The following is a 22443-nucleotide window of genomic DNA, read 5'->3' as shown; positions in this document are numbered from 1 at the left end:
ACCCTTGTGCAGATTTGCAATGGCCTGGCGCACCTCTAGAATGGCGGTCTTTCCAAGCCATAAGCGCGCACCATGCACAGCCTCGAAGACCTCAAAGCCGGCCGACTCCAAGGCATCACCCGCCTAGACCTGTGCGAAGGCCTGACCGACTTCCCGCCAGAGATCTTCACCCTCGCCGACACACTCGAGGTGCTCAACCTGACCGGCAACGCCCTGAGCGCTTTGCCCGATGACCTGCACCGACTGACCCGGCTGAAAGTGCTGTTCTGCTCGGATAACCGCTTCACCCACCTGCCCCACGGCATCGGCCGCTGCGCGCGCCTGGAAACCGTGGGATTCAAAAGCAACCGCATCAGCCAGGTCGATGCGCAGGCGCTACCCGCCAGCCTGCGCTCGCTGGTACTGACCGACAACCTGCTCGAAACCCTGCCGCAGCAGATTGGCGACTGCCCCCACCTGCAGAAGCTGATGCTCGCAGGCAATCGCCTGACCGATCTGCCTGCCAGCCTCGCCCGCTGCGAACGCCTGGAACTGCTGCGCGTCGCCAGCAACCGCCTGACGGCCCTGCCCGACTGGCTGCTGCGCATGCCGCGTTTGGCGTGGCTGGCCTATGCCGACAACCCGCTGCCCCAGGCGCTGCGCACGCCCATGGCAGAATCCAGCGGCCAGCGTATCGACTGGGCGGACCTCACACTGGGTGAAGAACTCGGGCGTGGCGCCTCGGGCGTGATTCACCTGGCGCATTGGCCCGCCCAGCAGGCGTCGGTGGCGGTCAAGCTGTACAAAGGCGAGATCACCAGCGATGGCTCGCCCCTGGCAGAGGTGAGCGCCTGCCTGGCAGCCGGGGACCACCCGCAACTGGTGCGGCTGCTCGGGCGCATCGACAACCACCCTCAGCAACGCCCTGCACTGGTGATGCAGCGGATAGACCCAAGCTGGTTCAACCTTGCCGGCCCACCGAGCCTGGACAGTTGCACCCGTGACCGCTACCCGGCAGAGCGCCATTTCAGCCTGAACGCCGTGCAGCATCTGCTGGCCGGTATCGCTTCGGTGGCCGCGCACCTGCATGCACGGGGCCTGAACCACGGCGACCTGTATGCCCACAACATCCTCTGCACAGCGGACGGTGACTGCCTGCTCGGGGACTTCGGCGCGGCGTCGTTCCACTCGCTGGCTGCAGGCGCGGCTGGCGAGGCCATCGAGCGCCTGGAGGTTCGCGCCTTCGGCATTCTCATCGACGAACTGCTGGACCGCTGCGAAGAAGACGCGGCCCGACTGCGCGCCCTGGCCGAGCACTGCCAGCAAGCGGATGTACAGCGACGCCCGGCGTTCGCACAGGTGCTCGAGGCGCTGCACAGGCATTGAGGGTACGCTGGGGCGCCCAGCCCCCCTGGACCATTTACCCGCCCCAATCCAGTGCAAAGCCCCTAGAATGGCTCACTGACCCCACAGCCGAGCACTCAATGGACATCGATCAGGCCCGTACTTTCCTGGAAATCGTGCGTTGCGGCAGCCTGGTGGCCGCCGCCGAGCGCCTGTTCGTCTCACAGACCGCCATTTCGGCGCGGGTGCAGCGCCTGGAACAACAACTCGGCTGTCAGCTGTTCGTGCGCAGCCGCAACGGCGCCAGCTTGACCGGCGACGGCGAGGCCTTCGTCACCTACGCCAACCAACTGGTACAGACCTGGGAAGCGGCACGCCGTGACCTGCCGCTGCCACAAGGCTGCCAGAAGGTGCTGCACCTGGGGGGCGAGGTGAGCCTGGGCAATCCGCTGATGCTCGATTGGGTCAGCGCACTGCATCGGGCCCTGCCCGACCAGGCGATCCGCAGCGAAGTGAGCGAGGGCGAGGCGTTGTTGCGCAAGGTAGAGATGGGCTTGCTGGATGCGGCGCTGGTCTATCAACCGACCTACGGCCCAGGGTTGCAGATCGAACAGTTGATGGAAGAAAAGCTGATTCGCATCCGTCGCGTCGATCTGCCCGAGCCGTACATCTATATCGACTGGGGCGAAGCCTTCCGACGCCAGCACGACGCGGCCCTGCCCCACTGCGCGCGGCCGGCGCTGAGCTTCAACCTAGGCCCCCTGGCGCTGCAGTTCATCCTCGACCAGGGCGGCAGCGGCTATTTCCGTACCCGTGTGGTGCAGGCCTATCTGGATAGTGGCGTGCTGGAGCGCGTGCCACAGGCGCCGGAATTCACCTACCCGACATTCCTGGTCTATGCCCGCGAGCGTGACAGCGAAGCGCTGCAGCAGGCGCTCGCGGTGCTGCGCCGTCAGGTGGCCGACGGCGCCAGCGACTGGTCACAACGCTGGGACCCGCTGGTCTGAGCGCTGCGTTGCCGCGTTGAGCAGATGACGTTTCAGGCCGGCGATGAGGTCGGTCTGGGTGATCACTCCTACCAGTTGCTCACCGTCCAGCACCGGCAAGCAATGCAACCCGTGCTCGCTGAGCAGCGGCAGCAGTCGCTCCAATGGATGTTCGCTACCTACACTGACCACTTGGCGGCTCATGACCTGTGCCATGCGTGTCGACGGGCGATGGAACAGGGCTCGCCAACTGAAGCGCCCCTGTGCCATCGCCGGGCCGACCAGGTCGCTGAGGCTGACGATACCGACCAGACGCCCGTGCTCCAGCACCGGAAGCGTCTTCAGGTGATGGCTGGCGAGCATCTTCCAGGCCTGTTCCAGGGTCGTGTCCGGCGAGGCGAACTGTACGTCGCGGGACATCACCGCAGCCGCCGTGATCCCGCCCAGGCTGCGCTGCAGGGCGTGCTGCTCGGTGGCCAGGATGATACGTTCGAGCTCATCGCGGGTGACGTCGACGAACTCGCCCAGCTCCTCCAGTGCCAGATCCAGGTCTTCTCCACTGATGCCGACGCGTGCACTGGGCAGTGGATCATGGGTGTGATGCGGGTCTTTGCGCGGTACTGCGCCCTTGGGGTAACGCACGCCGGTCAGGCGATTGTAGAGCACCGCCACCGCCACCAGGATCAACGCGTTGAGCAGCACCGGCTCGAGCAAATGGTCGCCCATTGCTACCAGCCCAGGGTCAGCCAGCACCACGCTGGCCGCCACGCCGCCGCCCGGAGGATGCAGGCAACGCAACCAGCACATCAACAGCAGCGAGCCCCCCAGGGCCGCTGCGGCTACCCAGAGCTCGCTGCCCAGGCCCTGGCGCATCGCCAGCCCGAGGATCCCGGCCAGGGCATAGCTGCCGAGTACCGGCCAGGGCTGCGCCAGTGGGCCGGAATGCACGGCGAACACCAGTACCGCCGAGGCGGCCAGCGGGCCAAGCAGGTGCAAGGCGATGGAGGGGCCGTAGGCCATGCTGCACAGCCATCCGGCGAGGAACAGGCCCAGCAGCGCGCCGACAGCGGCACGCAGCCATTCCCGTAGAGAAGTATTCAAAGGCGCCGGCAACAGGCGCTGCAGACGGTTTTCAGGACGCGAGGCAGGCATCGAATCAGGTGCAATCGTACTGGGTGATTTAAAAAGAAAGCCCAGCCGAGAGGGTCTGGGCCCTGCATTACCAAGGCAATGACAATTGGCTCCGTCCGTGGAGAGATGGAAACCGGAGGGTTCCGTGGTGGGGATTGTGCCGAGCGCACCGTTTTGGTGCCAATTCAAAAAAATGCGTCTGGACTGCAATTTTTTTGCAGGATCTGCTCCTTGATCGATCACTCAAGGGCCGCGAAACCTGTCAGCGCCCCTTGCGTGGTAACTCGATGCTGACGCGCAGCCCGCCCAGCGGGCTCTCGAGCAAGGTGATCCGCCCCTCCCAGGCCTCGACGATATCCCGCACGATCCCCAACCCCAGGCCATGCCCGTCCACCTGCTCGTCGAGCCGCAACCCGCGCTCCAGTACCTGCTCCCGTGCCTCACCGGGAATCCCTGGCCCGTCGTCGTCGACCCATAGCCGGTAACCCTCGGCAGTTGCCTCGATACCCAGGCGCACTTCGCTGTCAGCCCATTTGCAGGCGTTGTCCAGCAGGTTGCCCAGCAGCTCCAGCAAGTCCTCGCGATCCCAGGGCAGCAGCAACCCCGGTGGTACATCACGCGCCAGCAGCAGCCCCTCGCCATGGATCATGCCAAGTGTGCAGAGCAGCCCGGGGAGCTCCGCGTCGCAGTCGAACTGCGCGCCCGGCAAGGCATCACCCGCCAGCCGCGCACGGTTCAATTCGCGGGCCAGGCGCTGCTGGATCTGCTTCAGTTGCTCGCGCAGTTGCGCCTGCACCTCGGGCAGATCGCGCAGGCGTTCGCTCGACGCCAGGCTCAGCAGCACCGCCAGCGGCGTCTTCAGGGCGTGGCCGAGGTTACCCAGCGCATTGCGTGAACGACGCAGGCTGTCTTCAGTGTGCACCAGCAGGTGGTTGACCTGATCCACCAGCGGTTGCAGTTCGCTGGGCACTTGGGCATCGAGCTGGGAGCGCTGCCCCTGTTGCAACTGGGCGATCTGCTGGCGAGCGCGCTCCAGCGGCCGCAGAGAGCGGGTCACGGTGATGCGCTGCAGGATCAGGATCAACAGCAGCGCCAGCACACCCATGCCCAGACCGATCTGCTGCAAGCGCCTGAAACCCTCGCGCACGGGCGAGTAATCCTGAGCGACGCTGATCGAGATATCCTGGCCAAGGCGCCGGTAATCACCCCGATAGGCCAACAGTTGCTGGCCTTCCGGGCCCAGCTCATGGCCATCTTCAAGCCCCGGGCGCGCGAGCTTGGGCATGTCCAGGTCCCACAGCGAGCGGGAGCGCCAGGTGCCCTGGTCGAAATCGATGCGAAAGTAATACCCTGAAAACGGCCGTTGATAGGCCGCCGAGATACGCCGCTCGTCCAGTTGCAGACCGCTGGGGCCCCGGACCAGCGCCACCAGCAGGTTCTCGCTCTCCTTGCGCAACCCGGCTTCGAGATAGCGCTGCAACCCGGCCTCGAACAACCACAGGGTCACCTGCGCCACCGCCACGCCGACCACCACCAGCACGGCCACCAGGCCGAGGCTCAGGCGTGCCTGGATCGACTTCACCCGTTGCTGCTCCCGGCGTAGACATAGCCCTGGCCGCGACGGGTCTCGATCACGCTGCGCCCCAGCTTGCGCCGCAGGTGATTGACGTGCACCTCGAGCACGTTGGAGTCACGCTCGGTTTCCCCGTCGTAAAGATGCTCGGCCAGGTGGCTCTTGGACAGGACCTGCTGCGGGTGCAGCATGAAATAGCGCAGCAGGCGAAACTCGGCGGCGGTCAGCTGCACATCCACCCCCTCGCGCACGACGCACTGGCGCCCTTCGTCCAGGTGCAGGCCCGCCGCCTCCAGGCGCGGCTGATTGGCCAGGCCACGGGCACGGCGCAGCAGGGCCTGGATGCGCAGTTGCAGTTCTTCGGGGTGGAAGGGTTTGGTGAGATAGTCGTCGGCTCCGGCCTTCAGTCCTTCGATGCGTTCGGCCCAGGAACCGCGAGCGGTGAGGATGAGCACGGGGATGGCCAACGCAGCGGCACGCCACTGCGTCAGTACCTCCAACCCCGGCAGACCGGGCAGACCGAGGTCGAGGATGATCAGGTCATAGGGCTCACTCTGCCCCTGGTAGACAGCATCACGACCGTCGGTCAGCCAGTCCACGGCATAGCCCTGGCGTTGCAGGCTGGCGATCAATTCGTCGGCCAGAGGCACATTGTCCTCGACAAGCAACAGGCGCATTCAGTCGTCTTCCTCGTCCTTGATCAAAACGCCGCTACGGGCGTCGTACTTGATTTCACGCACCACACCGGCCGGGGTCAGCAGCTCGACCTCGTACTCGTAACGGCCGTGCTTCTCTTCCAGCTCGGCCTCCAGCAGGCGCGCCCCGGGGTAACGCCCCAGGGCTGCCTCGAGCAGTTGCTCAAGCGGGAGGATGATGCCCTGCTGGCGCAGTTCCAGGGCTTCGTCCTGGTCCAAATCGCGGGCGGTCGCCGGCGAGCAGGCGACCCATAATGCCAGTGCCAGGCAGGGCACCGCTCGCGGCAGCGTGTTCATCAGTTGTCTCGTTCGTCCTTCAGCACTTCACCGGTCTTGGCATCCAGGGCCACGTCCCATTCGACGTTCTGCGCATCGCGCAGTTCGACCTTGTAGATGTAGCGGCCGTATTCGTCTTCAAGCTCCGAGTCGGTGACGGTCGAGCCGGGATGCTTGGCCACGGCGGCGGCCTTGAGTTCATCCAGCGACTTGATGGTCTTGGCATTCACCAGTTTGACCACTTCGTCGGGCTGCACGTCCTTGGCGAAGGCGGCAGTGGCACCGAAGGTCAGGGCGGCGGCGGTGAACAGGGCAGTCAACGTTTTCATAGTGTCTCTCCATCGAGGTGCGTATGTTGTCTACGGGGTTAAGATTAACCACCGGTCCTTAACTCAACCTGAAAACAGCTGGCGACATGATAGCGCCGTTCGCAGCCTCCGAGCGCCTGTCGAACCCCATTTGCCTATAATGCGCACCTGCCCTTCAAGAGACAGCCATGAGCGCCATCCACATCAAGTACCCCGCCCTGACCTTCAAGGCCGGCCGACGCGCCCTGGCACAGATCCGCGAGCGCGGCCTGCGGGCTGTCGATGTCGGGGTACTGCCGGGCGCGGCCGGCGGCCCCAAGCCGCTGGGTATACAGGGCCTGGACCTGGCATTGTTCGGCCAGTTGCTGCCGTCGGCACCGCGGCAGCGCTCGCTGATCGGCGCCTCGATCGGCTCCTGGCGCTTTGCCAGCGCCTGCCTGGACGACCCCGTGGCCGGTCTGCGGCGCCTGGGCGAACTGTACACCGAGCAGGATTTCGCCAAGGGCGTGACCCCTGCGCAGATCAGCCAGAGCTGCCAGCGCATGCTCGACGATCTGCTGCAGGGCCGTGACGACCAGATCCTGGCCAATGCGCACTATCGCCTGAATATCCTGGTGGTGAAGAGCCATGGCCAGCTTGCCCATGATCACCCCGCGCGGCTGGGCATGGGCCTGTCCTCGGTGATTGCCAGCAATCTGCTCGGGCGCTCGCGGCTGGGCCGCCACTTCGAACGCATCATCCTGCATGACAGCCGTAGCGCACCACCGCTGGACGCACTGACCGACTTTCCCTCGCGCTGCCTGCCCCTGGACCTGGGCAACCTGCGCCAGGCGCTGCTCGCGTCGGGCTCGATCCCGATGGTGATGGAGGGCGTGCGCGATATTCCCGGCGCTGGCAACGGCACCTACCGTGACGGCGGCCTGCTGGACTACCACCTCGACCTGCCCTATCAGGGCGACGACCTGGTGCTCTATCCGCACTTCACAGACAAGGTCGTGCCCGGCTGGTTCGACAAAGCCCTGCCCTGGCGTCGCGGCGATGCCACACGCCTGCACAATGTGCTGCTGATGACCCCATCGCCGCATTACCTGGCCGCCCTGCCCTATGGCAAGCTGCCGGACCGCAACGACTTCAAGCGTTTCATGGGGGATGCGCCGACACGCAAGCGCTATTGGTACAAGGCCATCGCCGAAAGCCAGCGCCTGGGCGACGAACTGCTGGAACTGGTCGCCACCGGGCGGCTGCATGAACGGTTGCAAGCCTTGTAGCAAGCATGCTGGTAGACCGCGCGCATTCTTGATTCACACAGAGTTCTGCCAGCGTGGAAATTTTCAAAGATTCCAAGATGGGCTCCCGCCAAAAACCGACAAGTCACGACAGCAGTTAGGCGCCCGCATGGCGCAACTGAGCACAAAACGTGTTATGACCTGGCTGTGCGTGCTGGCATGAACACCTGGCCGCCTCGCCGACGCCGTTCTGCTGATCCAGCTGGGTATCGCCGTCGGCACCTGGGCCGCCACCAGCCACTTCCGGCCGCTGGTCGATGCTCAGCAGGACCAGGTCACCCAGCGCACTACACCTCGCCGGGGTTGTGCGCCCCTCGCCCAGAGATGGTTCCGGCATGCCTCGTCCGATCGCGCCCTTCGCACTGCAACCCGCCGACGTTGTTACGCTTCAAGGTTGGCTGCGAATGAATACGCTGGCGCAGAGCCTTGCGCAGCGGGCTGCAGATGTTGCTTTTGCTCAATGTTGGGGGACGTCCATTGCCATCTGGGGGCAGTTGCAGATCACGACACCGACCGTGTTCAGTGGCCAAAGCGCTATCTGGAGACGGGCACGGAGAGCCAGAGCGACCTGCCGCGCAGCGGCCAGCCTTTGAAGCTGGGCGCTGAGAAGGTGATTGATGTGGACGGGCTCTACCTGAGCCCTCCGGACAACGCCATGGTGCTGTGTGTTGACGAAAAAACTTAGTTCCAAGCACTGGATTCTACCCAGCCAATGCTGCAACTTCGGGCTGGGCAGGCCGAGCGACGACCCCATGATTACAAGCGCCATGGCACGGCGAGCCTGCCGAGTTGGATCTCCATGTGATCCAGGACAACAGTTCAACCCACAAAACCGCAGCGAACAGGGCCTGGCTGGAAAAACATCCACGTTTCAAGCTGCACTTCACGCCGACCAGTGCGTCCTGGCTGAACGCGGTGGAAGGCTGGTTTTCACGGCTGGAGAGACGCGCGCTGTATCGAGGTGTCTTCACCAGTGCACTGATCTGAAAGTCGCGATCCGCCAGTTCATCACTGCTCATAACAAACATTCAGCCAAGTCGTTCAAATGGACAAAAACCGCAGCGGCCACCATCAGCTCGGTACATATGCCAAAGCTGAGCGTGATCAAAAATAAGCTAATGAATTAAGCGCTCAGGACGCTAGCGCGAGAGATGCGGAAACAATCTTTGCGCACATACCCTCCTCCAGAAATCGGCGAGGCTAGGGTCTGTATGAAAAGCCTTGAGACGAAGGTCAGGCAAGGCGAAAACTGCCGAGGAACGGTCCTATTCGCGCTCGACTTTACGGGTTGAAAAGAGCATTCCGACCGGGCTGGCACACCAGGCTGTTTTCAACGCAGCATCACCGAGTATCACGGTTTTCTTACTGCGCCTAGCAACTGCTTGTCCCCCCATAAACCCTGGAGCGACATCCAAAAACCTCCACATTTAAGATGCGTCTTATAGCGCCCGGCCCGCCCTCAGCCTATGACTTAACGGGCACACGTTCTCCGCCCTCCACTAGCGACGATCGATTCCCTTCCTTGAAAAGGCACCTTTATGAGTGGCACGCACACTAAATCACAACATGCGTTTATCGTTAAAACACTTCACGATGCTGAGCAAGAATTAATCAAGCGCGTCATGACATCAATCCATGACGCTGAGTCAGCCGCCAATGCCAAATTCAAAGCCGAGAATATACGATTCGATCATCACTCGCCCGCCAATGCCGAATACTTGATGCTCGTTATTTTCGCATTCCTCTTTGATCGTCTTCATGGCGGCGATCGCGCCGCTGGAAAACTCATATTGAAAATGGAGGCCAATCGCCTGGGAGTAAGCACCGATCTCTCCCAGGACACGATCCAGGAGTAAAACCCCATGACCGCGACAACGTGAGGTAGCCAGGGCCGCTGCGCTGCACTCTGCGGCCGGCGCTGCCCCCCATGGCACAAGTTCCTCGCCAACATTCGCGAGAACGACGCCATCGCCCACGTAGTGCGCTGCTTCGAAGACGAGAACATGATCCACGCCTCCAACAACGTCGATCCCAAGCACGACGCTCAGGAGCCTCCGCTGGCAACGCCTTACGCCGCCATGCTCAGCGTATTCAGGACTGCCCTGATTAGCCTTTCGCCACTCCCGTCACCTGCTTCATACGCTCGCTGGCCGGTGCCGGGCGCCCACAGAAGTACCCCTGCACATGCGAACACCCTTCGGCCACCAGCCTTTCCAGTTGCTCTGCAGACTCTACCCCCTCGGCAGTGATATTGATCATCAGGCTTCTGGCAAGCTCGGTGATCGCGCGGATGATCGACAGGGCCTCGGCACTTTCACACATATCGTTAACGAACGACTTGTCAATCTTGATCCGGTCGAACGGGAAAGCACGCAGGTAACCCAGCGACGAGTAGCCAGTGCCAAAATCGTCGAGGGCAATCCCTACCCCAAGGTCTTTCAGCTCGCGCAGAACCCGCGCATTTTCGTCAGTCTGGCCCAGCAGTACCGACTCGGTAATTTCCAGTTCCAGCCGCTGCGGGGCCAGCCCGGAGTCCGACAGTGCCAGAGCTACAGTGCGTATAAGCCCGGCATTCTTGAATTGCACAGGGGACAAGTTAACCGAGACACTCTCCTGCCCCTCCCAGGTAACAGCCTCCTGACAGGCAAGGTTCAAGGCCCGGGCACCAAGCTCGTGGATGAGCCCGGTCTCCTCGGCTACCGGAATGAAATCCATTGGCATGATCATGCCGCGGCTCGGGTGTTCCCAGCGCATCAGCGCCTCATAGCCAGAAATTGTGTTGCTCTGCAGATCCATGATCGGTTGGTAGTGCAACTGCAACTGCCCCTGGTGCAACGCCTTACGCAGGTCGGTTTCGACCAGGCGGCGCTTGTGCGCGGCGTCATAAAGTCCAACGTTGAAGCATTCATAGCGGTTACGGCCATTTCGTTTGGCTTCGTAGAGGGCCATGTCAGCGTAACTGAGCAGCTGCTCAGCGCTACCATGATCCTCAGGCGCGCAAGCAATACCAATGCTCATGCCGACAGAGAACTGATGACCTTCGATATGGAAAGGCGGCTCGATCACTTCGATCAGACGCTGTGCCGCAGCGCGGGCTGACTCTGAGGAATCCAGTTCCGCAAGGACCACCGCAAACTCATCTCCGCCCAGCCGGGCTAGCGTGTCCGCATCGCGCAGCTCATCGCGCAAGCGCTTGCCCAAGGCTCGCAGCAGCTTGTCGCCGAAGCCATGACCAAACGAGTCGTTGATATTCTTGAAGTTATCGAGGTCCAGGCACAGTATCGCTGTGAGCCTGCCGCTCCCTGCCCCCTGAGCGAGCGCCTTCTCGAGGCGCTCGTTGAACAATGTGCGGTTGGGCAGTCCAGTGAGCGCATCATGGTGAGCCATGTGGTGTATCTGCGCGTGCGCGGCAAGCTCGTCGGTTGCATCCTCGGCAATGAAAAGGACGTAGTCTGCCTGCTTGCCCATGTTCTGACTCAGGAGCGCGCGGCTTCTCAATGTGCGCCAACCGATGGCCGTCTGTACGCGGGTCTCGGCGGCGTAGCCCTTGACCGTGCAGGCCCCCCGCGTCAATTGCTCTTCTAGAAACTCAGCCGCGCCCGGCAATGCACACTCCTGTGGCAACCGCCCCACAAGTTGCGCATTTACCCCGCTGAAAAGCCGATCTGCATGCTTGTTGGCCAACAGCACACGTCGGCTAGCGAGGTCCTGGACGATGACGCAGGCGGGGATATTAGCGATCACAGAGTCGAGAAACTGCGAGAGGTTGCCCATTTCTTGACTGTACTGCTCGGCTAACTGCTTGGCCTGCAGCACTTCCAACTCACTACGATAGCGCTCGGAGATATCCCGGGTGATCTTCGCAAACCCCACCAGTACCCCATCATCGTCCCGTACTGCTTCGATCACGACATGTGCGCGCAGAAAGCTGCCATCTTTGCGTAAACGCCAGCAATTATCCTCGAATCTGCCAAAAAGACGGGCATGTTCAAGATTGGCTGCCGGCACGCCATCAGTGCGATCCGCCTCGGTGAAGAACATCGAATAATGCTTTCCTACCACCTCACTGGCTTCATAACCCTTTGCACGCTGCGCGCCGGGGTTCCAGTTAGCGACCACTCCGTTGGGCAAGAGCAAATAGATCGCGTAGTCCACCACACTTTGCACCAGCAGCCGATACATCACATCAGAACTAGCATCCAGCAACATACAGTACCCCCAGCACAGCGAGAACATTTCCAAAAGCTGGCTTCATAATGGTGTGTGAAAAGGCTTTTAGAGGGCGCTCGCGCGCCCTCCCTGTGACCATCCATGACGAAGTCACGCCGTTCTGGCTTGTCGAACACGACTGTCCGCCCACGGCCCGCACATCGCTGCCGCCGGATGACTGGCTGGGCTTTCTTTGCGCGCGACACCTGTGCGCTTCTGGATGGGTACTGCTGAAGGTTCTCGCAGCATGTCGAGCGTCGGCAGATCCACTTTGAGCAGGCGCGCAGCGGTACTGCCGGCGATCGTCGCGTTGCTCTGGGTGGGTGAAGCGTATGCGAGTTGGCCCGCCAGGTTCATCACCAGACAGTCGCGAGCGTATACGCCCCCCCACAAATGATAAGTTGCAGCAACCAGCCCCCGCAGTCGAAAAGGCAGGCGCCAGCGAGCGCGCAAGGCCGAGCCGAATGGCGCGCCATAACGGTTTAGCGACACCTGCACCATGTCGGCGTCCAGTTCGCCACCCAGTGTGCGCCATTGCTGCAAGCTTCGAATCACCGCAAGATCACCCAAGCAATGCAGCAGACCTGCGTAATAGCAACGCGCTTGGTCTACGTTCAACATGCCCGCCAGGGTGTGGGCGAACTCGGCAACCTGCAGCGACAGGTTCAGAAAATGCTCAGCGTGCCGCGCCAACAGCGGATCGCTCAGGCGCGCGCTACGTTTCAGTTCCAGCCCCATGATCAGGCTCAGACTCTGGGCACTGCCCAGTCTGTTCAATGCCTGCGGCAAGGTCTGCACAGAGCCATCACAGTGTGCTTCCGCACTGTTGGCGGCGGCGATGAGCACTGCGGTTAGCTGCGGGTCCTGGCACAACTGCTGCTCGAGCCTGCCCAAGTCCAGCTCCTGGGCATCTGACGTATTGAGCACGAGCCTACTCACATCGGCAAACAGCGGACCACCATCGGTACTTGCGCGGCGCTGGTCCAGAAAGGCCGATAGGCTGACGCCGGGCTGCACCGCAGGTGTCGAGCAGCCAATCTGCCGGCCGACTTCAAGCAAAAGCCCCTCGAGGCGTATGCGCAAGCTGTCCAGGTTAAGGGGTTTACCCAGGTAAGCGGTGGGACTGTACGGCAGCGCTTCGCGCACGCTGGCAACATCAACATGCTCGCTCATGAGAATGAACGGCAACTGCGGTTTGTCACTATTACCGCGCACATTCCGCAGCAGATCCAGGCCGCTGATACCCGCCAGCTCTCGCCCTGCGATGATCACATCTGGATCCGTCGAAAATGCCGCAAGGGCTTGAGCGCCATCCTCACAAATCTCCAGATGAGCATCGCCGCGAATGCTAAGCAGCATTTGCCGCAGCATATCTCGCACCGAAGGATCGCCTTCTGCGATAAGAATTCGTGGAGCGAGGTCATCTTTAGCGTTCATTGGTAACTCTCAAGTGTCCGAGCACGTCATCCAGTAGTTCAAGACATCCATCAGAAAGTCGCGATGCCTGTTGTCCTGAGTGGAAACCTGCCCTGCACCGAGGGAAGCAGGACCATGCTTGTGCGGGGTAAGCGGCAAGGAAAGCGTGACTGACGCTTTACCTGGCTGGAGGCCTGAAAATGAGGAGCGCGCGGCAAAACTGAATGGCTAGTGGATAGCCTAAGCAAGATGGCCCTTAGGCAACATAAGAAGGATCTTAAACTCCAAAAAAACGAGAATTCCACGAGATAGCGCTGTCAATCACGCGAAGAAACGTTTAAGCATCGTAAGACAGCAGCTTTGCGCACCGGTTCTGCGACGGCGTCCAGATCATGCTTTGAGCCAAGAGCAGCAGCTGAAGAGCGTCGCGGGCTGCGCGACAAATGTGCCTGGATGCCAGGCATGAATCTGAACAGTATGGGTTTAAAGCTTCACGATGCAGGCTACCGCAAGCAGGTGGCGCCAAGATCCTGCCCCTGATGTACATGGTCTACCTGATCTGTTAGGCACCTAGGTGAGCCGATTCACTGCCGTGATGCACGGATGGCACGTTGAGAGTAAAGGCTTCGATGCCCCTGAGCTAACCGCCAGCGCTGCCCAGGGCGCGATGACGAAGCATGTCTGCTTGCATGTCTGATATTCAGACCACGACCGAACCGGTGGTCAGGCAGCGCTACGCCTGCTGCGGATGCCGTGGGCATATCGACCCTGCGCAGCGCTACCAACTGGCGGCTGGCGGCTGGCGGGTCGAAGCTGAGTACCAGGCATATGGAAAAGCCAAAAAGGCCCGGCTCATGGCTCGCACCGAAGAAGCTAGGTCCGGCACCATTTTTTGGCCTGAGGAGGCTCAAATGGCACACACAGAAGGAATTGACCGCCTGCTTCGCCTGCCGGACGTGCTCCGGATCACTGGCATGGGTCGCAACACGGTGTACACACGAATAAAGGAAGGCACCTTCCCAAAACAGGTTAAGATAGGGCCGAAATCCGTTGCTTGGCGCCAGTCTGAATCAACGAATGGATGGCCTCGCTGAACCCCAGCAGCGACCAATCAGTACACTGATCAGTACACCCAGACGCAAGATCAAGCTCAAGCCCTTACCCCACAAGCTTTACAGGTCCACTAGTGGAAATTTTCAAAGAGTTCACCTTCGAGTCCGCTCACCGCCTGCCCAACGTCCCCGAGGGACACAAATGCGGTCGCCTGCACGGCCATTCGTTCAAGGTCGCCCTGCACCTGACTGGCCCGCTCGACCCGCACACCGGCTGGATCCGTGACTTTGCCGAGGTCAAGGCGATCTTCAAGCCGATCTACGAGCGGCTCGACCACAACTACCTGAACGACATTCCCGGCCTGGAAAACCCCACCAGCGAAGTCATCGCCAAGTGGATCTGGGAACAGGTCAAGCCGCTGCTGCCGGAGCTGTCGAAAGTGCGTATCCACGAGACCTGCACCAGCGGTTGCGAATACACCGGCGACTGAACCTGCCAGCGTCTGCACGTGCGAGAGCAGCCTTGTGCTGCTCCCGCACAGGTGCTAACCGATGGCATCGCGTAGAAAGTTCGGGGCGATGTAGCGCTGGTAGTGCGCCTCCGACAACAGGAAGAACTCCCGGTCGATGGCATCGCGCAACTGCGGCAGCTCCCAATCGCGGAACTCCGGCAGCAGGGCCATGCCGTAGGCTTCCAGGTCACGGATCATACGGGCACCGCGGGCGATCAACTGGTAGGCCCAGCAGTATTCGGACTGGTGTGCAAGAAAGCGGATCGAGCGCTGTTCGAGCTGCTCGCGCAAACGGTCTTTGTCGAACACTTCAAGCTTGGCCATCATCACCTGCACCAGCAACTGCTCCAGGCGCAGCCAGACTGCACGCTTCTGCTCCTCGTCATAACCGTTCCAATTGATCACTTCATGGTGAAAGCGCTTGCAGCCACGGCAGACGGTGTCTCCGTAGACAGTTGAGCAAAGGCCGACGCAAGGGGTCTTGATGGACTGATTGGACATGGAAAAACAACGGCTTGGCGGTGGAACACGGCTTCATGTTAGCCCTTTGTCTAACCGGGGTCACTCGTTAAAGTCATCGTCGGCAACTTACCTTCCGTGCTTTTTTGCCGTAGAATCACCCCGCCTTTTCAAGGCAACAATGTCCGTTGGAAGCTGTTTTCAAAGCGTCACGAGCACAGTTCATCCGGTAGAACGGTGTTGGCCCAGGTCATGCCCCCTCGCATGACCCGCGCCAACCCCTCATCAACGCTCCGTTCTACAGGCGTAAAACTTTGAAAGCAGCTTCTGTAAGGATTCTCTGCGACCCTGGCTGGACGGCTCAAAAAGCCGTGATCCGCGCATGGGTGCAGGGAATGCTGGATGAGCGTCCCGGACTCCCTTTAGGGACCACTGATGAGGGTAATAACTGTGCTTGAAGCCTACCGCAAACACATCGAAGAGCGTGCCGCCCTGGGTATCGTGCCCCAGCCGCTGAACGCCGAACAAACTGCAGGCCTGGTCGAGCTGCTGAAAAACCCGCCGGCCGGCGAAGAAGCCTTCCTCGTAGACCTGATCACCAACCGCGTTCCGCCAGGAGTCGACGAAGCTGCCTACGTCAAGGCCGCGTTCCTCTCCGCTGTCGCCAAGGGCGAAGCCAAGTCGCCACTGATCGACCGCAAGCACGCCGTTGAACTGCTGGGCACCATGCAGGGCGGCTACAACATCGAGACGCTGGTCGCGCTGCTGGACGACGCCGAACTGGGCGCCGTCGCGGGCGAACAGCTCAAGCACACCCTGCTGATGTTCGATGCCTTCCACGACGTGGCCGAAAAAGCCAAGGCCGGCAACGTACACGCCAAGGCCGTCCTGGAGTCCTGGGCTGCCGGCGAGTGGTTCACCTCGCGCCCAGCCATCGCCGACAAGTACACCCTGACCGTATTCAAGGTGCCAGGCGAAACTAACACCGATGACCTGTCCCCTGCCCCGGACGCCTGGTCGCGCCCTGACATCCCACTGCACGCCCTGGCCATGCTGAAGATGGCCCGCGACGGCATCGAGCCTTCGCAGCCAGGTTCGGTCGGCCCACTGGCCCAGATCGAAGCGGTCAAGGCCAAGGGCTTCCCGGTTGCCTACGTCGGTGACGTGGTCGGTACCGGCTCCTCGCGTAAATCCGCCACCAACTCGGTGCTGTGGTTCTTCGGCGACGACATCCCGTATGTGCCGAACAAGCGCGCCGGTGGTTTCTGCTTCGGCACCAAGATCGCCCCGATCTTCTACAACACCATGGAAGACGCCGGCGCCCTGCCGATCGAATTCGACTGCACCAACCTGGCCATGGGCGATGTCATCGACGTCTACCCGTTCAAAGGTGAAGTCAAGCGTCACGACAGCGGCGAGCTGGTCACCACCTTCGAACTGAAAACCGAAGTGCTGCTGGACGAAGTCCGCGCCGGCGGCCGTATCCCGCTGATCGTCGGCCGTGGCCTGACCGAAAAAGCCCGTGCCGAACTGGGCCTGGGTGCTTCGGACCTGTTCAAGAAGCCAGAACAGCCTGCCGACACCGGCAAAGGCTTCACCCTGGCACAGAAGATGGTCGGTCGCGCTTGCGGCCTGCCGGAAGGCCAAGGCGTACGCCCGGGTGCCTACTGCGAACCGAAGATGACCACCGTCGGTTCCCAGGACACCACCGGCCCGATGACCCGTGACGAGCTGAAGGACCTGGCATGCCTGGGCTTCTCCGCCGACCTGGTCATGCAGTCGTTCTGCCACACCGCGGCCTACCCGAAACCGATCGACGTCAACACCCACCACACCCTGCCGGATTTCATCCGCACCCGTGGCGGCGTGTCCCTGCGTCCAGGCGACGGCATCATCCACAGCTGGCTGAACCGCATGCTGCTGCCTGACACCGTCGGCACCGGTGGCGACTCGCACACCCGCTTCCCGATCGGCATCTCGTTCCCGGCCGGTTCCGGCCTGGTCGCCTTCGCCGCTGCAACCGGCGTCATGCCGCTGGACATGCCGGAGTCGGTACTGGTGCGCTTCAAGGGCAAGCTGCAACCGGGCATCACCCTGCGTGACCTGGTCCACGCCATCCCTTACTACGCCATCCAGAAGGGCCTGCTGACCGTCGAGAAGAAAGGCAAGAAGAACGCCTTCTCCGGCCGCATCCTGGAAATCGAAGGCCTGGACGAGCTGACCGTCGAGCAGGCGTTCGAGCTGTCCGACGCCTCGGCCGAGCGTTCGGCTGCCGGTTGCACCATCAAGCTGCCGGAAAAGGCCATCGCCGAGTACCTGCAGTCGAACATCACCCTGCTGCGCTGGATGATCAGCGAAGGCTACGGCGACGCTCGCACCATGGAGCGCCGTGCACAAGCGATGGAAGCCTGGCTGGCCAACCCTGAGCTGCTGTCGGCCGACGCCGATGCCGAATACGCCGAGATCATCGAAATCGACCTGGCCGACGTCAAGGAGCCTGTGCTCTGCGCGCCGAACGACCCGGACGACGCCCGCCTGCTGTCGCAGGTACAAGGCGAGAAGATCGACGAAGTGTTCATCGGTTCGTGCATGACCAACATCGGTCACTTCCGCGCTGCCGGCAAGCTGCTGGACAAGGTCAAGGGCGGTATCCCGACCCGTCTGTGGCTGGCGCCGCCAACCAAGATGGACGCCCACCAGCTGACCGAGGAAGGCTACTACGGCATCTACGGCAAGGCTGGCGCGCGCATGGAAATGCCAGGCTGCTCGCTGTGCATGGGTAACCAGGCACGTGTGCAGACCGGTTCGACCGTGGTCTCCACCTCGACCCGTAACTTCCCGAACCGTCTGGGCGATGCCACCAACGTCTACCTGGCGTCGGCGGAGCTGGCTGCAGTCGCATCGATCCTCGGCAAGCTGCCGACCGTCGAAGAGTACCTGCAGTACGCCAAGGATATCGACAGCATGGCTGCCGACGTCTACCGCTACCTGAGCTTCGACCAGATCGCCGAGTTCCGTGAAGCGGCGGCCAACGCCAAGATCCCGGTGGTTCAGGCGTAAGCCGAGCAGTCGGTTGTAAATGAAAAGCCCCGGTAGAAATACCGGGGCTTTTTTCGTGGCTGGGCGATTGTGGAGTGAGTGGAGGCCCTATCGCCAAACCCAGGGTTAGAAGGCGTCGCCAGGCACCCTCACCCACCCTTCCATCAACACCCGCGCACTGCGGCTCATGATGGCCTTGGTCACCGTCCACTGTCCGTCTATCTGCTGCGCCTCGGCGCCCACCCGCAGGGTGCCGGACGGGTGACCGAAACGCACCGCACTGCGTTCGCCGCCACCTGCAGCAAGATTGACCAACGTACCCGGAATCGCTGCAGCCGTGCCGATAGCCACCGCCGCCGTCCCCATCATGGCGTGATGCAGCTTGCCCATCGACAACGCCCGCACCACCAGGTCGATATCGCCAGCCGCCACGGCCTTGCCGCTGGAAGCGGTGTAAGACGTAGCGGGCGCGACGAAAGCGACCTTTGGCGTGTGCTGGCGGCCAGCGGCCTGATCGATGTGCTCGATCAGCCCCATGCGCACCGCACCATGGGCGCGAATGGTCTCGAAACGCGCCAGCGCGGCGGCATCGCCATTGATCGCATCCTGAAGCTCGGTACCGGTGTAACCGATGTCGGCGGCATTGACGAAGATGGTCGGGATGCCGGCATTGATCAGGGTCGCCTTGAACGTGCCGACACCCGGCACCTCGAGGTCGTCAACCAGGTTGCCGGTAGGGAACATCGCCCCACTGCCCTCGCCGTCTTCATCGGCTGCAGGGTCGAGGAACTCCAGTTGCACTTCCGCTGCCGGGAAGGTCACGCCATCGAGCTCGAAGTCGCCGGTTTCCTGCACCTCACCCTCGGTGATCGGCACGTGGGCAACGATGGTCTTGCCGATATTGGCCTGCCAGATGCGCACGGTCGCCATGCCGTTACGCGGAATGCGTGCCGGATCTACCAGGCCACTGGCGATGGCGAACGAACCGACGGCCGCCGACAGGTTGCCGCAGTTGCCGCTCCAGTCGACGAAGGCCTTGTCGATGGCGACCTGGCCGAACAGATAGTCGACATCGTGATCGGCCTTGATGCTTGGCGAAAGAATCACGGTCTTGCTGGTGCTGGAAGTCGCACCGCCCATGCCGTCGATCTGCTTGCCATAGGGGTCGGGGCTGCCGATCACCCGCAACAGCAGGGCATCGCGCGCAGGGCCTGGCACCTGGGCACGCTCGGGGAGGTCTTGCAGGCGGAAGAACACGCCCTTGCTGGTGCCACCACGGATGTAGGTGGCGGGGATTTTCACTTGCGCTACAGATGCCATGAGCACTCATCCTTCAAGGCCCCACACGTCCCCTATGGGAGCGGGCTTGCCCCGCGATGGCGTCAGAACAGACAGCGATATTGCTCCTGCTGACGCAATCGCGGGACAAGCCCGCTCCTACAGGGTAAAGGCGGGGTTCAGGTCATTAGGCCGTCGCTTCGAGGAAGTCCTGGGCAAAGCGCTGCAGCACCCCGCCCGCCTCGTAGATCGACACTTCTTCGGCGGTGTCCAGACGGCAGGTCACCGGCACTTCGACACGCTCGCCATCGCGGCGGGTCACCACCAGCGTCAGGGTTGCGCGCGGCGTGCGCGCACCGACCACATCGTAGGTCTCGCTGCCGTCCAGGCCCAGGGTCACGCGCGTGGTGCCCGGCTGAAACTCCAGCGGCAACACGCCCATGCCGATCAGGTTGGTGCGGTGGATGCGCTCGAAGCCTTCGGCGACGATCGCCTCGACGCCCGCCAAACGCACGCCCTTGGCCGCCCAGTCCCGCGACGAGCCCTGCCCGTAGTCGGCACCGGCGACGATGATCAGCGGCTGCTTACGCGCCATGTAGGTCTCGATCGCTTCCCACATGCGCGTCACCTTGCCTTCGGGCTCGATGCGCGCCAGCGACCCCTGCTTCACGCTGCCGTCTTCCTTGCGCACCATTTCGTTGAACAGCTTGGGGTTGGCGAAGGTCGCCCGCTGCGCGGTGAGGTGGTCGCCGCGGTGGGTGGCGTAGGAGTTGAAGTCCTCCTCCGGTAGGCCCATCTTCGCCAGGTACTCTCCAGCAGCGCTGTCGAGCATGATGGCGTTCGACGGCGACAGGTGGTCGGTGGTGATGTTGTCCGGCAATACCGCCAGCGGACGCATGCCGCGCAGGGTGCGCTCACCGGCCAGGGCGCCTTCCCAGTAAGGGGGGCGACGGATGTAGGTGCTCATCGGGCGCCATTCGTACAGCGGCGCAACCTTCGGCCCCTTGTCTTCCTCGATGGTGAACATCGGGATATACACCTGGCGGAACTGCTCGGGCTTGACCGAGGCACGCACCACTGCGTCGATCTCTTCATCGCTTGGCCAGATATCCTTCAGACGGATCTCCTTGCCGTCGACCACACCGAGCACATCCTTCTCGATATCGAAGCGGATGGTGCCGGCGATGGCGTAGGCCACCACCAGCGGCGGCGACGCCAGGAACGCCTGCTTGGCGTAGGGATGAATGCGCCCGTCGAAGTTACGGTTGCCCGAGAGCACTGCAGTGGCATAAAGATCACGGTCGATGATCTCCTGCTGGATCACCGGGTCCAGTGCGCCAGACATACCGTTGCAGGTGGTGCAGGCGAAGGCAACGATACCGAAGCCCAACTGCTCGAGCTCCTGCTCCAGGCCCGCCTCTTTCAGATACAGCTGCACAGCCTTGGAGCCCGGCGCCAGCGACGACTTGACCCAGGGCTTGCGCACCAGGCCGAGCCGGTTGGCGTTGCGCGCCAGCAGGCCGGCGGCGATGACGTTGCGCGGGTTGCTGGTGTTGGTGCAACTGGTGATGGCGGCGATGATCACTGCACCGTCAGGCATCTGTCCTGGCACTTCTTCCCAAGCCCCTGCAATGCCCTTTGCCGCCAGATCGCTGGTGGCCACGCGGGCGTGGGGGTTGGACGGGCCGGCCATGTTGCGCACTACACTCGACAGGTCGAAAGTCAGCGTGCGCTCGTACTCGGCCTTGGCCAGGCTGTCGGCCCAGAGGCCTGCGACCTTGGCGTAGGTCTCGACCAGTTGCACCTGCTGGTCGTCACGACCGGTCAGGCGCAGGTAGTCGATGGTCTGCTGGTCGATGGCGAACATCGCCGCGGTGGCGCCGTATTCAGGTGCCATGTTGGAAATGGTGGCGCGGTCGCCCAGGGTCAGCGCCCGGGCACCCTCGCCATGGAATTCGAGGTAGGCGCCAACCACTTTCTGCTTGCGCAGGAACTCGGTCAGGGCCAACACCAGGTCGGTGGCGGTGATGTTCGGTGCCAGTCGGCCGGTCAGCTCGACGCCAACGATTTCCGGCAGGCGCATCCACGAGGCGCGACCCAGCATGACGTTCTCGGCCTCAAGGCCACCCACGCCGATGGCGATCACGCCCAGGGCGTCCACATGCGGTGTGTGGCTGTCGGTGCCGACGCAGGTGTCCGGGTAGGCCACGCCGCGATCGCTGTGGATCACCGGCGACATCTTCTCCAGGTTGATCTGGTGCATGATGCCGTTGCCCGGCTGGATCACATCAACGTTCTTGAACGCCTGCTTGGTCCAGTTGATGAAGTGGAAACGGTCTTCGTTGCGTCGGTCTTCGATGGCGCGGTTCTTCTCGAATGCCTGCGGATCGAAGCCGCCGCACTCCACGGCCAGCGAGTGGTCGACGATCAATTGCACCGGCACCACCGGATTGACCTGGGCCGGATCGCCGCCCTTGTCGGCGATGGCATCGCGCAGGCCGGCCAGGTCGACCAGGGCGGTCTGGCCGAGAATGTCGTGACACACCACGCGCGCCGGGAACCAGGGGAAGTCGAGGTCGCGCTTGCGTTCGATCAATTGCCCGAGCGAGGCGTCGAGGGTGGCCGGATCGCAGCGGCGCACAAGGTTTTCGGCGAGCACGCGGGAAGTATAGGGAAGCCCGTCGTAGGCGCCGGGCTTGATCGCCTCGACCGCCGCGCGGGTGTCGAAATAGTCCAGGGTGGTGCCTGGCAGGTTCTTGCGGTATGCGGTGTTCATCATGGAATCAGGCTCGTTCACAGGATTCGGAAGGATTCACCGCCCCTGGGGGAGCGGGCTTGCCCGCGAATGCGTCAGCAGGTGCGAAGCGGTTGCCCGAACGGACGCATTCGCAGGCAAGCCC

General features: G+C 62.4%; 17 protein-coding genes and 2 pseudogenes. 8 read left to right on the top strand and 11 right to left on the bottom strand.

Translation table 11 applies throughout. The annotated features are described in order from the left end of the window. Positions 1 to 72 precede the first annotated feature (72 nt). Both ACK3BK_RS09490 and ACK3BK_RS09485 read left to right on the top strand, forming a co-directional pair. Complete coding sequence (locus ACK3BK_RS09490) at positions 73 to 1365, top strand: protein kinase (RefSeq protein ID WP_411384167.1); 1293 nt, start codon at positions 73 to 75, stop codon at positions 1363 to 1365. 98 nt (positions 1366 to 1463) lie between these two features. Continuing rightward, the gene (locus ACK3BK_RS09485; protein ID WP_186669522.1) at positions 1464 to 2330 is read left to right on the top strand and encodes a LysR family transcriptional regulator; all 867 of its coding nucleotides are present in this window, start codon (positions 1464 to 1466) and stop codon (positions 2328 to 2330) included. On the opposite strand, the gene ACK3BK_RS09480 is transcribed toward ACK3BK_RS09485, so the two are convergent. The 5 genes from ACK3BK_RS09480 to ACK3BK_RS09460 form a co-directional block, all read right to left on the bottom strand. Next, on the bottom strand, positions 2304 to 3461 hold the full coding sequence (locus ACK3BK_RS09480; RefSeq protein WP_411384166.1) for an HPP family protein: 1158 nt from the start codon (positions 3459 to 3461) through the stop codon (positions 2304 to 2306). The two genes, ACK3BK_RS09485 and ACK3BK_RS09480, sit on opposite strands and share 27 nt — an antisense overlap. A 241-nt stretch (positions 3462 to 3702) precedes the next feature. Beyond that, entirely contained in the window at positions 3703 to 5022 is a 1320-nt protein-coding gene (locus ACK3BK_RS09475; protein ID WP_411384165.1) for a sensor histidine kinase, read from the bottom strand. After that, entirely contained in the window at positions 5019 to 5690 is a 672-nt protein-coding gene (locus ACK3BK_RS09470; RefSeq protein WP_186709246.1) for a response regulator transcription factor, read from the bottom strand. Before ACK3BK_RS09470 ends, ACK3BK_RS09475 begins: the two co-directional genes overlap by 4 nt. Beyond that, the gene (locus ACK3BK_RS09465) at positions 5691 to 6005 is read right to left on the bottom strand and encodes a PepSY domain-containing protein (protein WP_186669530.1); all 315 of its coding nucleotides are present in this window, start codon (positions 6003 to 6005) and stop codon (positions 5691 to 5693) included. After that, on the bottom strand, positions 6005 to 6313 hold the full coding sequence (locus ACK3BK_RS09460; RefSeq protein ID WP_186709248.1) for a PepSY domain-containing protein: 309 nt from the start codon (positions 6311 to 6313) through the stop codon (positions 6005 to 6007). Before ACK3BK_RS09460 ends, ACK3BK_RS09465 begins: the two co-directional genes overlap by 1 nt. 167 nt (positions 6314 to 6480) lie before the next feature. On the opposite strand from ACK3BK_RS09460, the gene ACK3BK_RS09455 reads away from it, so the two are divergent. Further along, positions 6481 to 7560, top strand: coding sequence for a patatin-like phospholipase family protein (locus ACK3BK_RS09455; RefSeq protein WP_411384164.1), 1080 nt, complete (start codon positions 6481 to 6483; stop codon positions 7558 to 7560). A gap of 115 nt (positions 7561 to 7675) precedes the next feature. On the opposite strand, the gene ACK3BK_RS09450 is transcribed toward ACK3BK_RS09455, so the two are convergent. Further along, positions 7676 to 7915: a hypothetical protein gene (locus ACK3BK_RS09450; RefSeq protein WP_411384163.1), complete on the bottom strand. Its 240-nt coding sequence runs from the start codon at positions 7913 to 7915 to the stop codon at positions 7676 to 7678. Here ACK3BK_RS09450 and ACK3BK_RS09445 point away from each other — a divergent pair. Both ACK3BK_RS09445 and ychF read left to right on the top strand, forming a co-directional pair. Next, a pseudogene (locus tag ACK3BK_RS09445) lies at positions 7914 to 8705 on the top strand (transposase). The gene ACK3BK_RS09450 and the pseudogene ACK3BK_RS09445 sit on opposite strands and share 2 nt — an antisense overlap. An 804-nt stretch (positions 8706 to 9509) precedes the next feature. Next, positions 9510 to 9626: pseudogene (ychF, locus tag ACK3BK_RS09440) on the top strand (redox-regulated ATPase YchF); the annotation flags it as partial. A gap of 58 nt (positions 9627 to 9684) precedes the next feature. Here the strand turns inward: ychF and ACK3BK_RS09435 are convergent. Continuing rightward, positions 9685 to 11787, bottom strand: a complete 2103-nt coding sequence (locus ACK3BK_RS09435; protein WP_288375481.1) for a putative bifunctional diguanylate cyclase/phosphodiesterase — start codon at positions 11785 to 11787, stop codon at positions 9685 to 9687. Positions 11788 to 11898: 111 nt separating this feature from the next. After that, entirely contained in the window at positions 11899 to 13224 is a 1326-nt protein-coding gene (locus ACK3BK_RS09430; protein ID WP_411384162.1) for an HDOD domain-containing protein, read from the bottom strand. 668 nt (positions 13225 to 13892) lie between these two features. On the opposite strand from ACK3BK_RS09430, the gene ACK3BK_RS09425 reads away from it, so the two are divergent. Next, positions 13893 to 14297: a helix-turn-helix transcriptional regulator gene (locus tag ACK3BK_RS09425; RefSeq protein ID WP_411384161.1), complete on the top strand. Its 405-nt coding sequence runs from the start codon at positions 13893 to 13895 to the stop codon at positions 14295 to 14297. Positions 14298 to 14389: 92 nt separating this feature from the next. Further along, complete coding sequence (gene queD / locus ACK3BK_RS09420; RefSeq protein ID WP_186669540.1) at positions 14390 to 14746, top strand: 6-carboxytetrahydropterin synthase QueD; 357 nt, start codon at positions 14390 to 14392, stop codon at positions 14744 to 14746. 54 nt (positions 14747 to 14800) lie between these two features. On the opposite strand, the gene ACK3BK_RS09415 is transcribed toward queD, so the two are convergent. Beyond that, positions 14801 to 15268 (bottom strand): DUF1289 domain-containing protein, encoded by a 468-nt coding sequence (locus ACK3BK_RS09415; RefSeq protein WP_288375485.1) that lies wholly within the window; start codon positions 15266 to 15268, stop codon positions 14801 to 14803. Between the two features lie 408 nt (positions 15269 to 15676). Between ACK3BK_RS09415 and acnB the strand changes: the two genes are divergently transcribed. Then, positions 15677 to 18286, top strand: a complete 2610-nt coding sequence (gene acnB, locus ACK3BK_RS09410; protein WP_186719815.1) for a bifunctional aconitate hydratase 2/2-methylisocitrate dehydratase — start codon at positions 15677 to 15679, stop codon at positions 18284 to 18286. Positions 18287 to 18391: 105 nt separating this feature from the next. Here acnB and prpF read toward each other — a convergent pair whose 3' ends face one another. Beyond that, on the bottom strand, positions 18392 to 19585 hold the full coding sequence (gene prpF, locus ACK3BK_RS09405; RefSeq protein ID WP_186669544.1) for a 2-methylaconitate cis-trans isomerase PrpF: 1194 nt from the start codon (positions 19583 to 19585) through the stop codon (positions 18392 to 18394). A gap of 145 nt (positions 19586 to 19730) precedes the next feature. Further along, positions 19731 to 22319: a Fe/S-dependent 2-methylisocitrate dehydratase AcnD gene (gene acnD, locus ACK3BK_RS09400; protein ID WP_288375581.1), complete on the bottom strand. Its 2589-nt coding sequence runs from the start codon at positions 22317 to 22319 to the stop codon at positions 19731 to 19733. Positions 22320 to 22443 lie beyond the last annotated feature (124 nt).

Origin of the sequence: Pseudomonas sp. L7 (assembly GCF_046605565.1) — a bacterium.
Classification (GTDB): domain Bacteria; phylum Pseudomonadota; class Gammaproteobacteria; order Pseudomonadales; family Pseudomonadaceae; genus Aquipseudomonas; species Aquipseudomonas wayambapalatensis.
This window is presented reverse-complemented; position numbering and strand designations above follow the sequence as displayed.

Coding starts and splice junctions, on each gene's coding strand:
- ACK3BK_RS09465 (WP_186669530.1), bottom strand. CDS start 6,005: ATGAACACGCTGCCGCGAGCGGTGCCCTGCCTGGCACTGGCATTATGG.
- ACK3BK_RS09470 (WP_186709246.1), bottom strand. CDS start 5,690: ATGCGCCTGTTGCTTGTCGAGGACAATGTGCCTCTGGCCGACGAATTG.
- prpF (WP_186669544.1), bottom strand. CDS start 19,585: ATGGCATCTGTAGCGCAAGTGAAAATCCCCGCCACCTACATCCGTGGT.
- ACK3BK_RS09450 (WP_411384163.1), bottom strand. CDS start 7,915: ATGCCGGAACCATCTCTGGGCGAGGGGCGCACAACCCCGGCGAGGTGT.
- ACK3BK_RS09485 (WP_186669522.1), top strand. CDS start 1,464: ATGGACATCGATCAGGCCCGTACTTTCCTGGAAATCGTGCGTTGCGGC.
- ACK3BK_RS09435 (WP_288375481.1), bottom strand. CDS start 11,787: ATGTTGCTGGATGCTAGTTCTGATGTGATGTATCGGCTGCTGGTGCAA.
- ACK3BK_RS09490 (WP_411384167.1), top strand. CDS start 73: ATGCACAGCCTCGAAGACCTCAAAGCCGGCCGACTCCAAGGCATCACC.
- ACK3BK_RS09480 (WP_411384166.1), bottom strand. CDS start 3,461: ATGCCTGCCTCGCGTCCTGAAAACCGTCTGCAGCGCCTGTTGCCGGCG.
- ACK3BK_RS09460 (WP_186709248.1), bottom strand. CDS start 6,313: ATGAAAACGTTGACTGCCCTGTTCACCGCCGCCGCCCTGACCTTCGGT.
- ACK3BK_RS09425 (WP_411384161.1), top strand. CDS start 13,893: ATGTCTGATATTCAGACCACGACCGAACCGGTGGTCAGGCAGCGCTAC.
- ACK3BK_RS09430 (WP_411384162.1), bottom strand. CDS start 13,224: ATGAACGCTAAAGATGACCTCGCTCCACGAATTCTTATCGCAGAAGGC.
- ACK3BK_RS09455 (WP_411384164.1), top strand. CDS start 6,481: ATGAGCGCCATCCACATCAAGTACCCCGCCCTGACCTTCAAGGCCGGC.
- ACK3BK_RS09415 (WP_288375485.1), bottom strand. CDS start 15,268: ATGTCCAATCAGTCCATCAAGACCCCTTGCGTCGGCCTTTGCTCAACT.
- acnD (WP_288375581.1), bottom strand. CDS start 22,319: ATGAACACCGCATACCGCAAGAACCTGCCAGGCACCACCCTGGACTAT.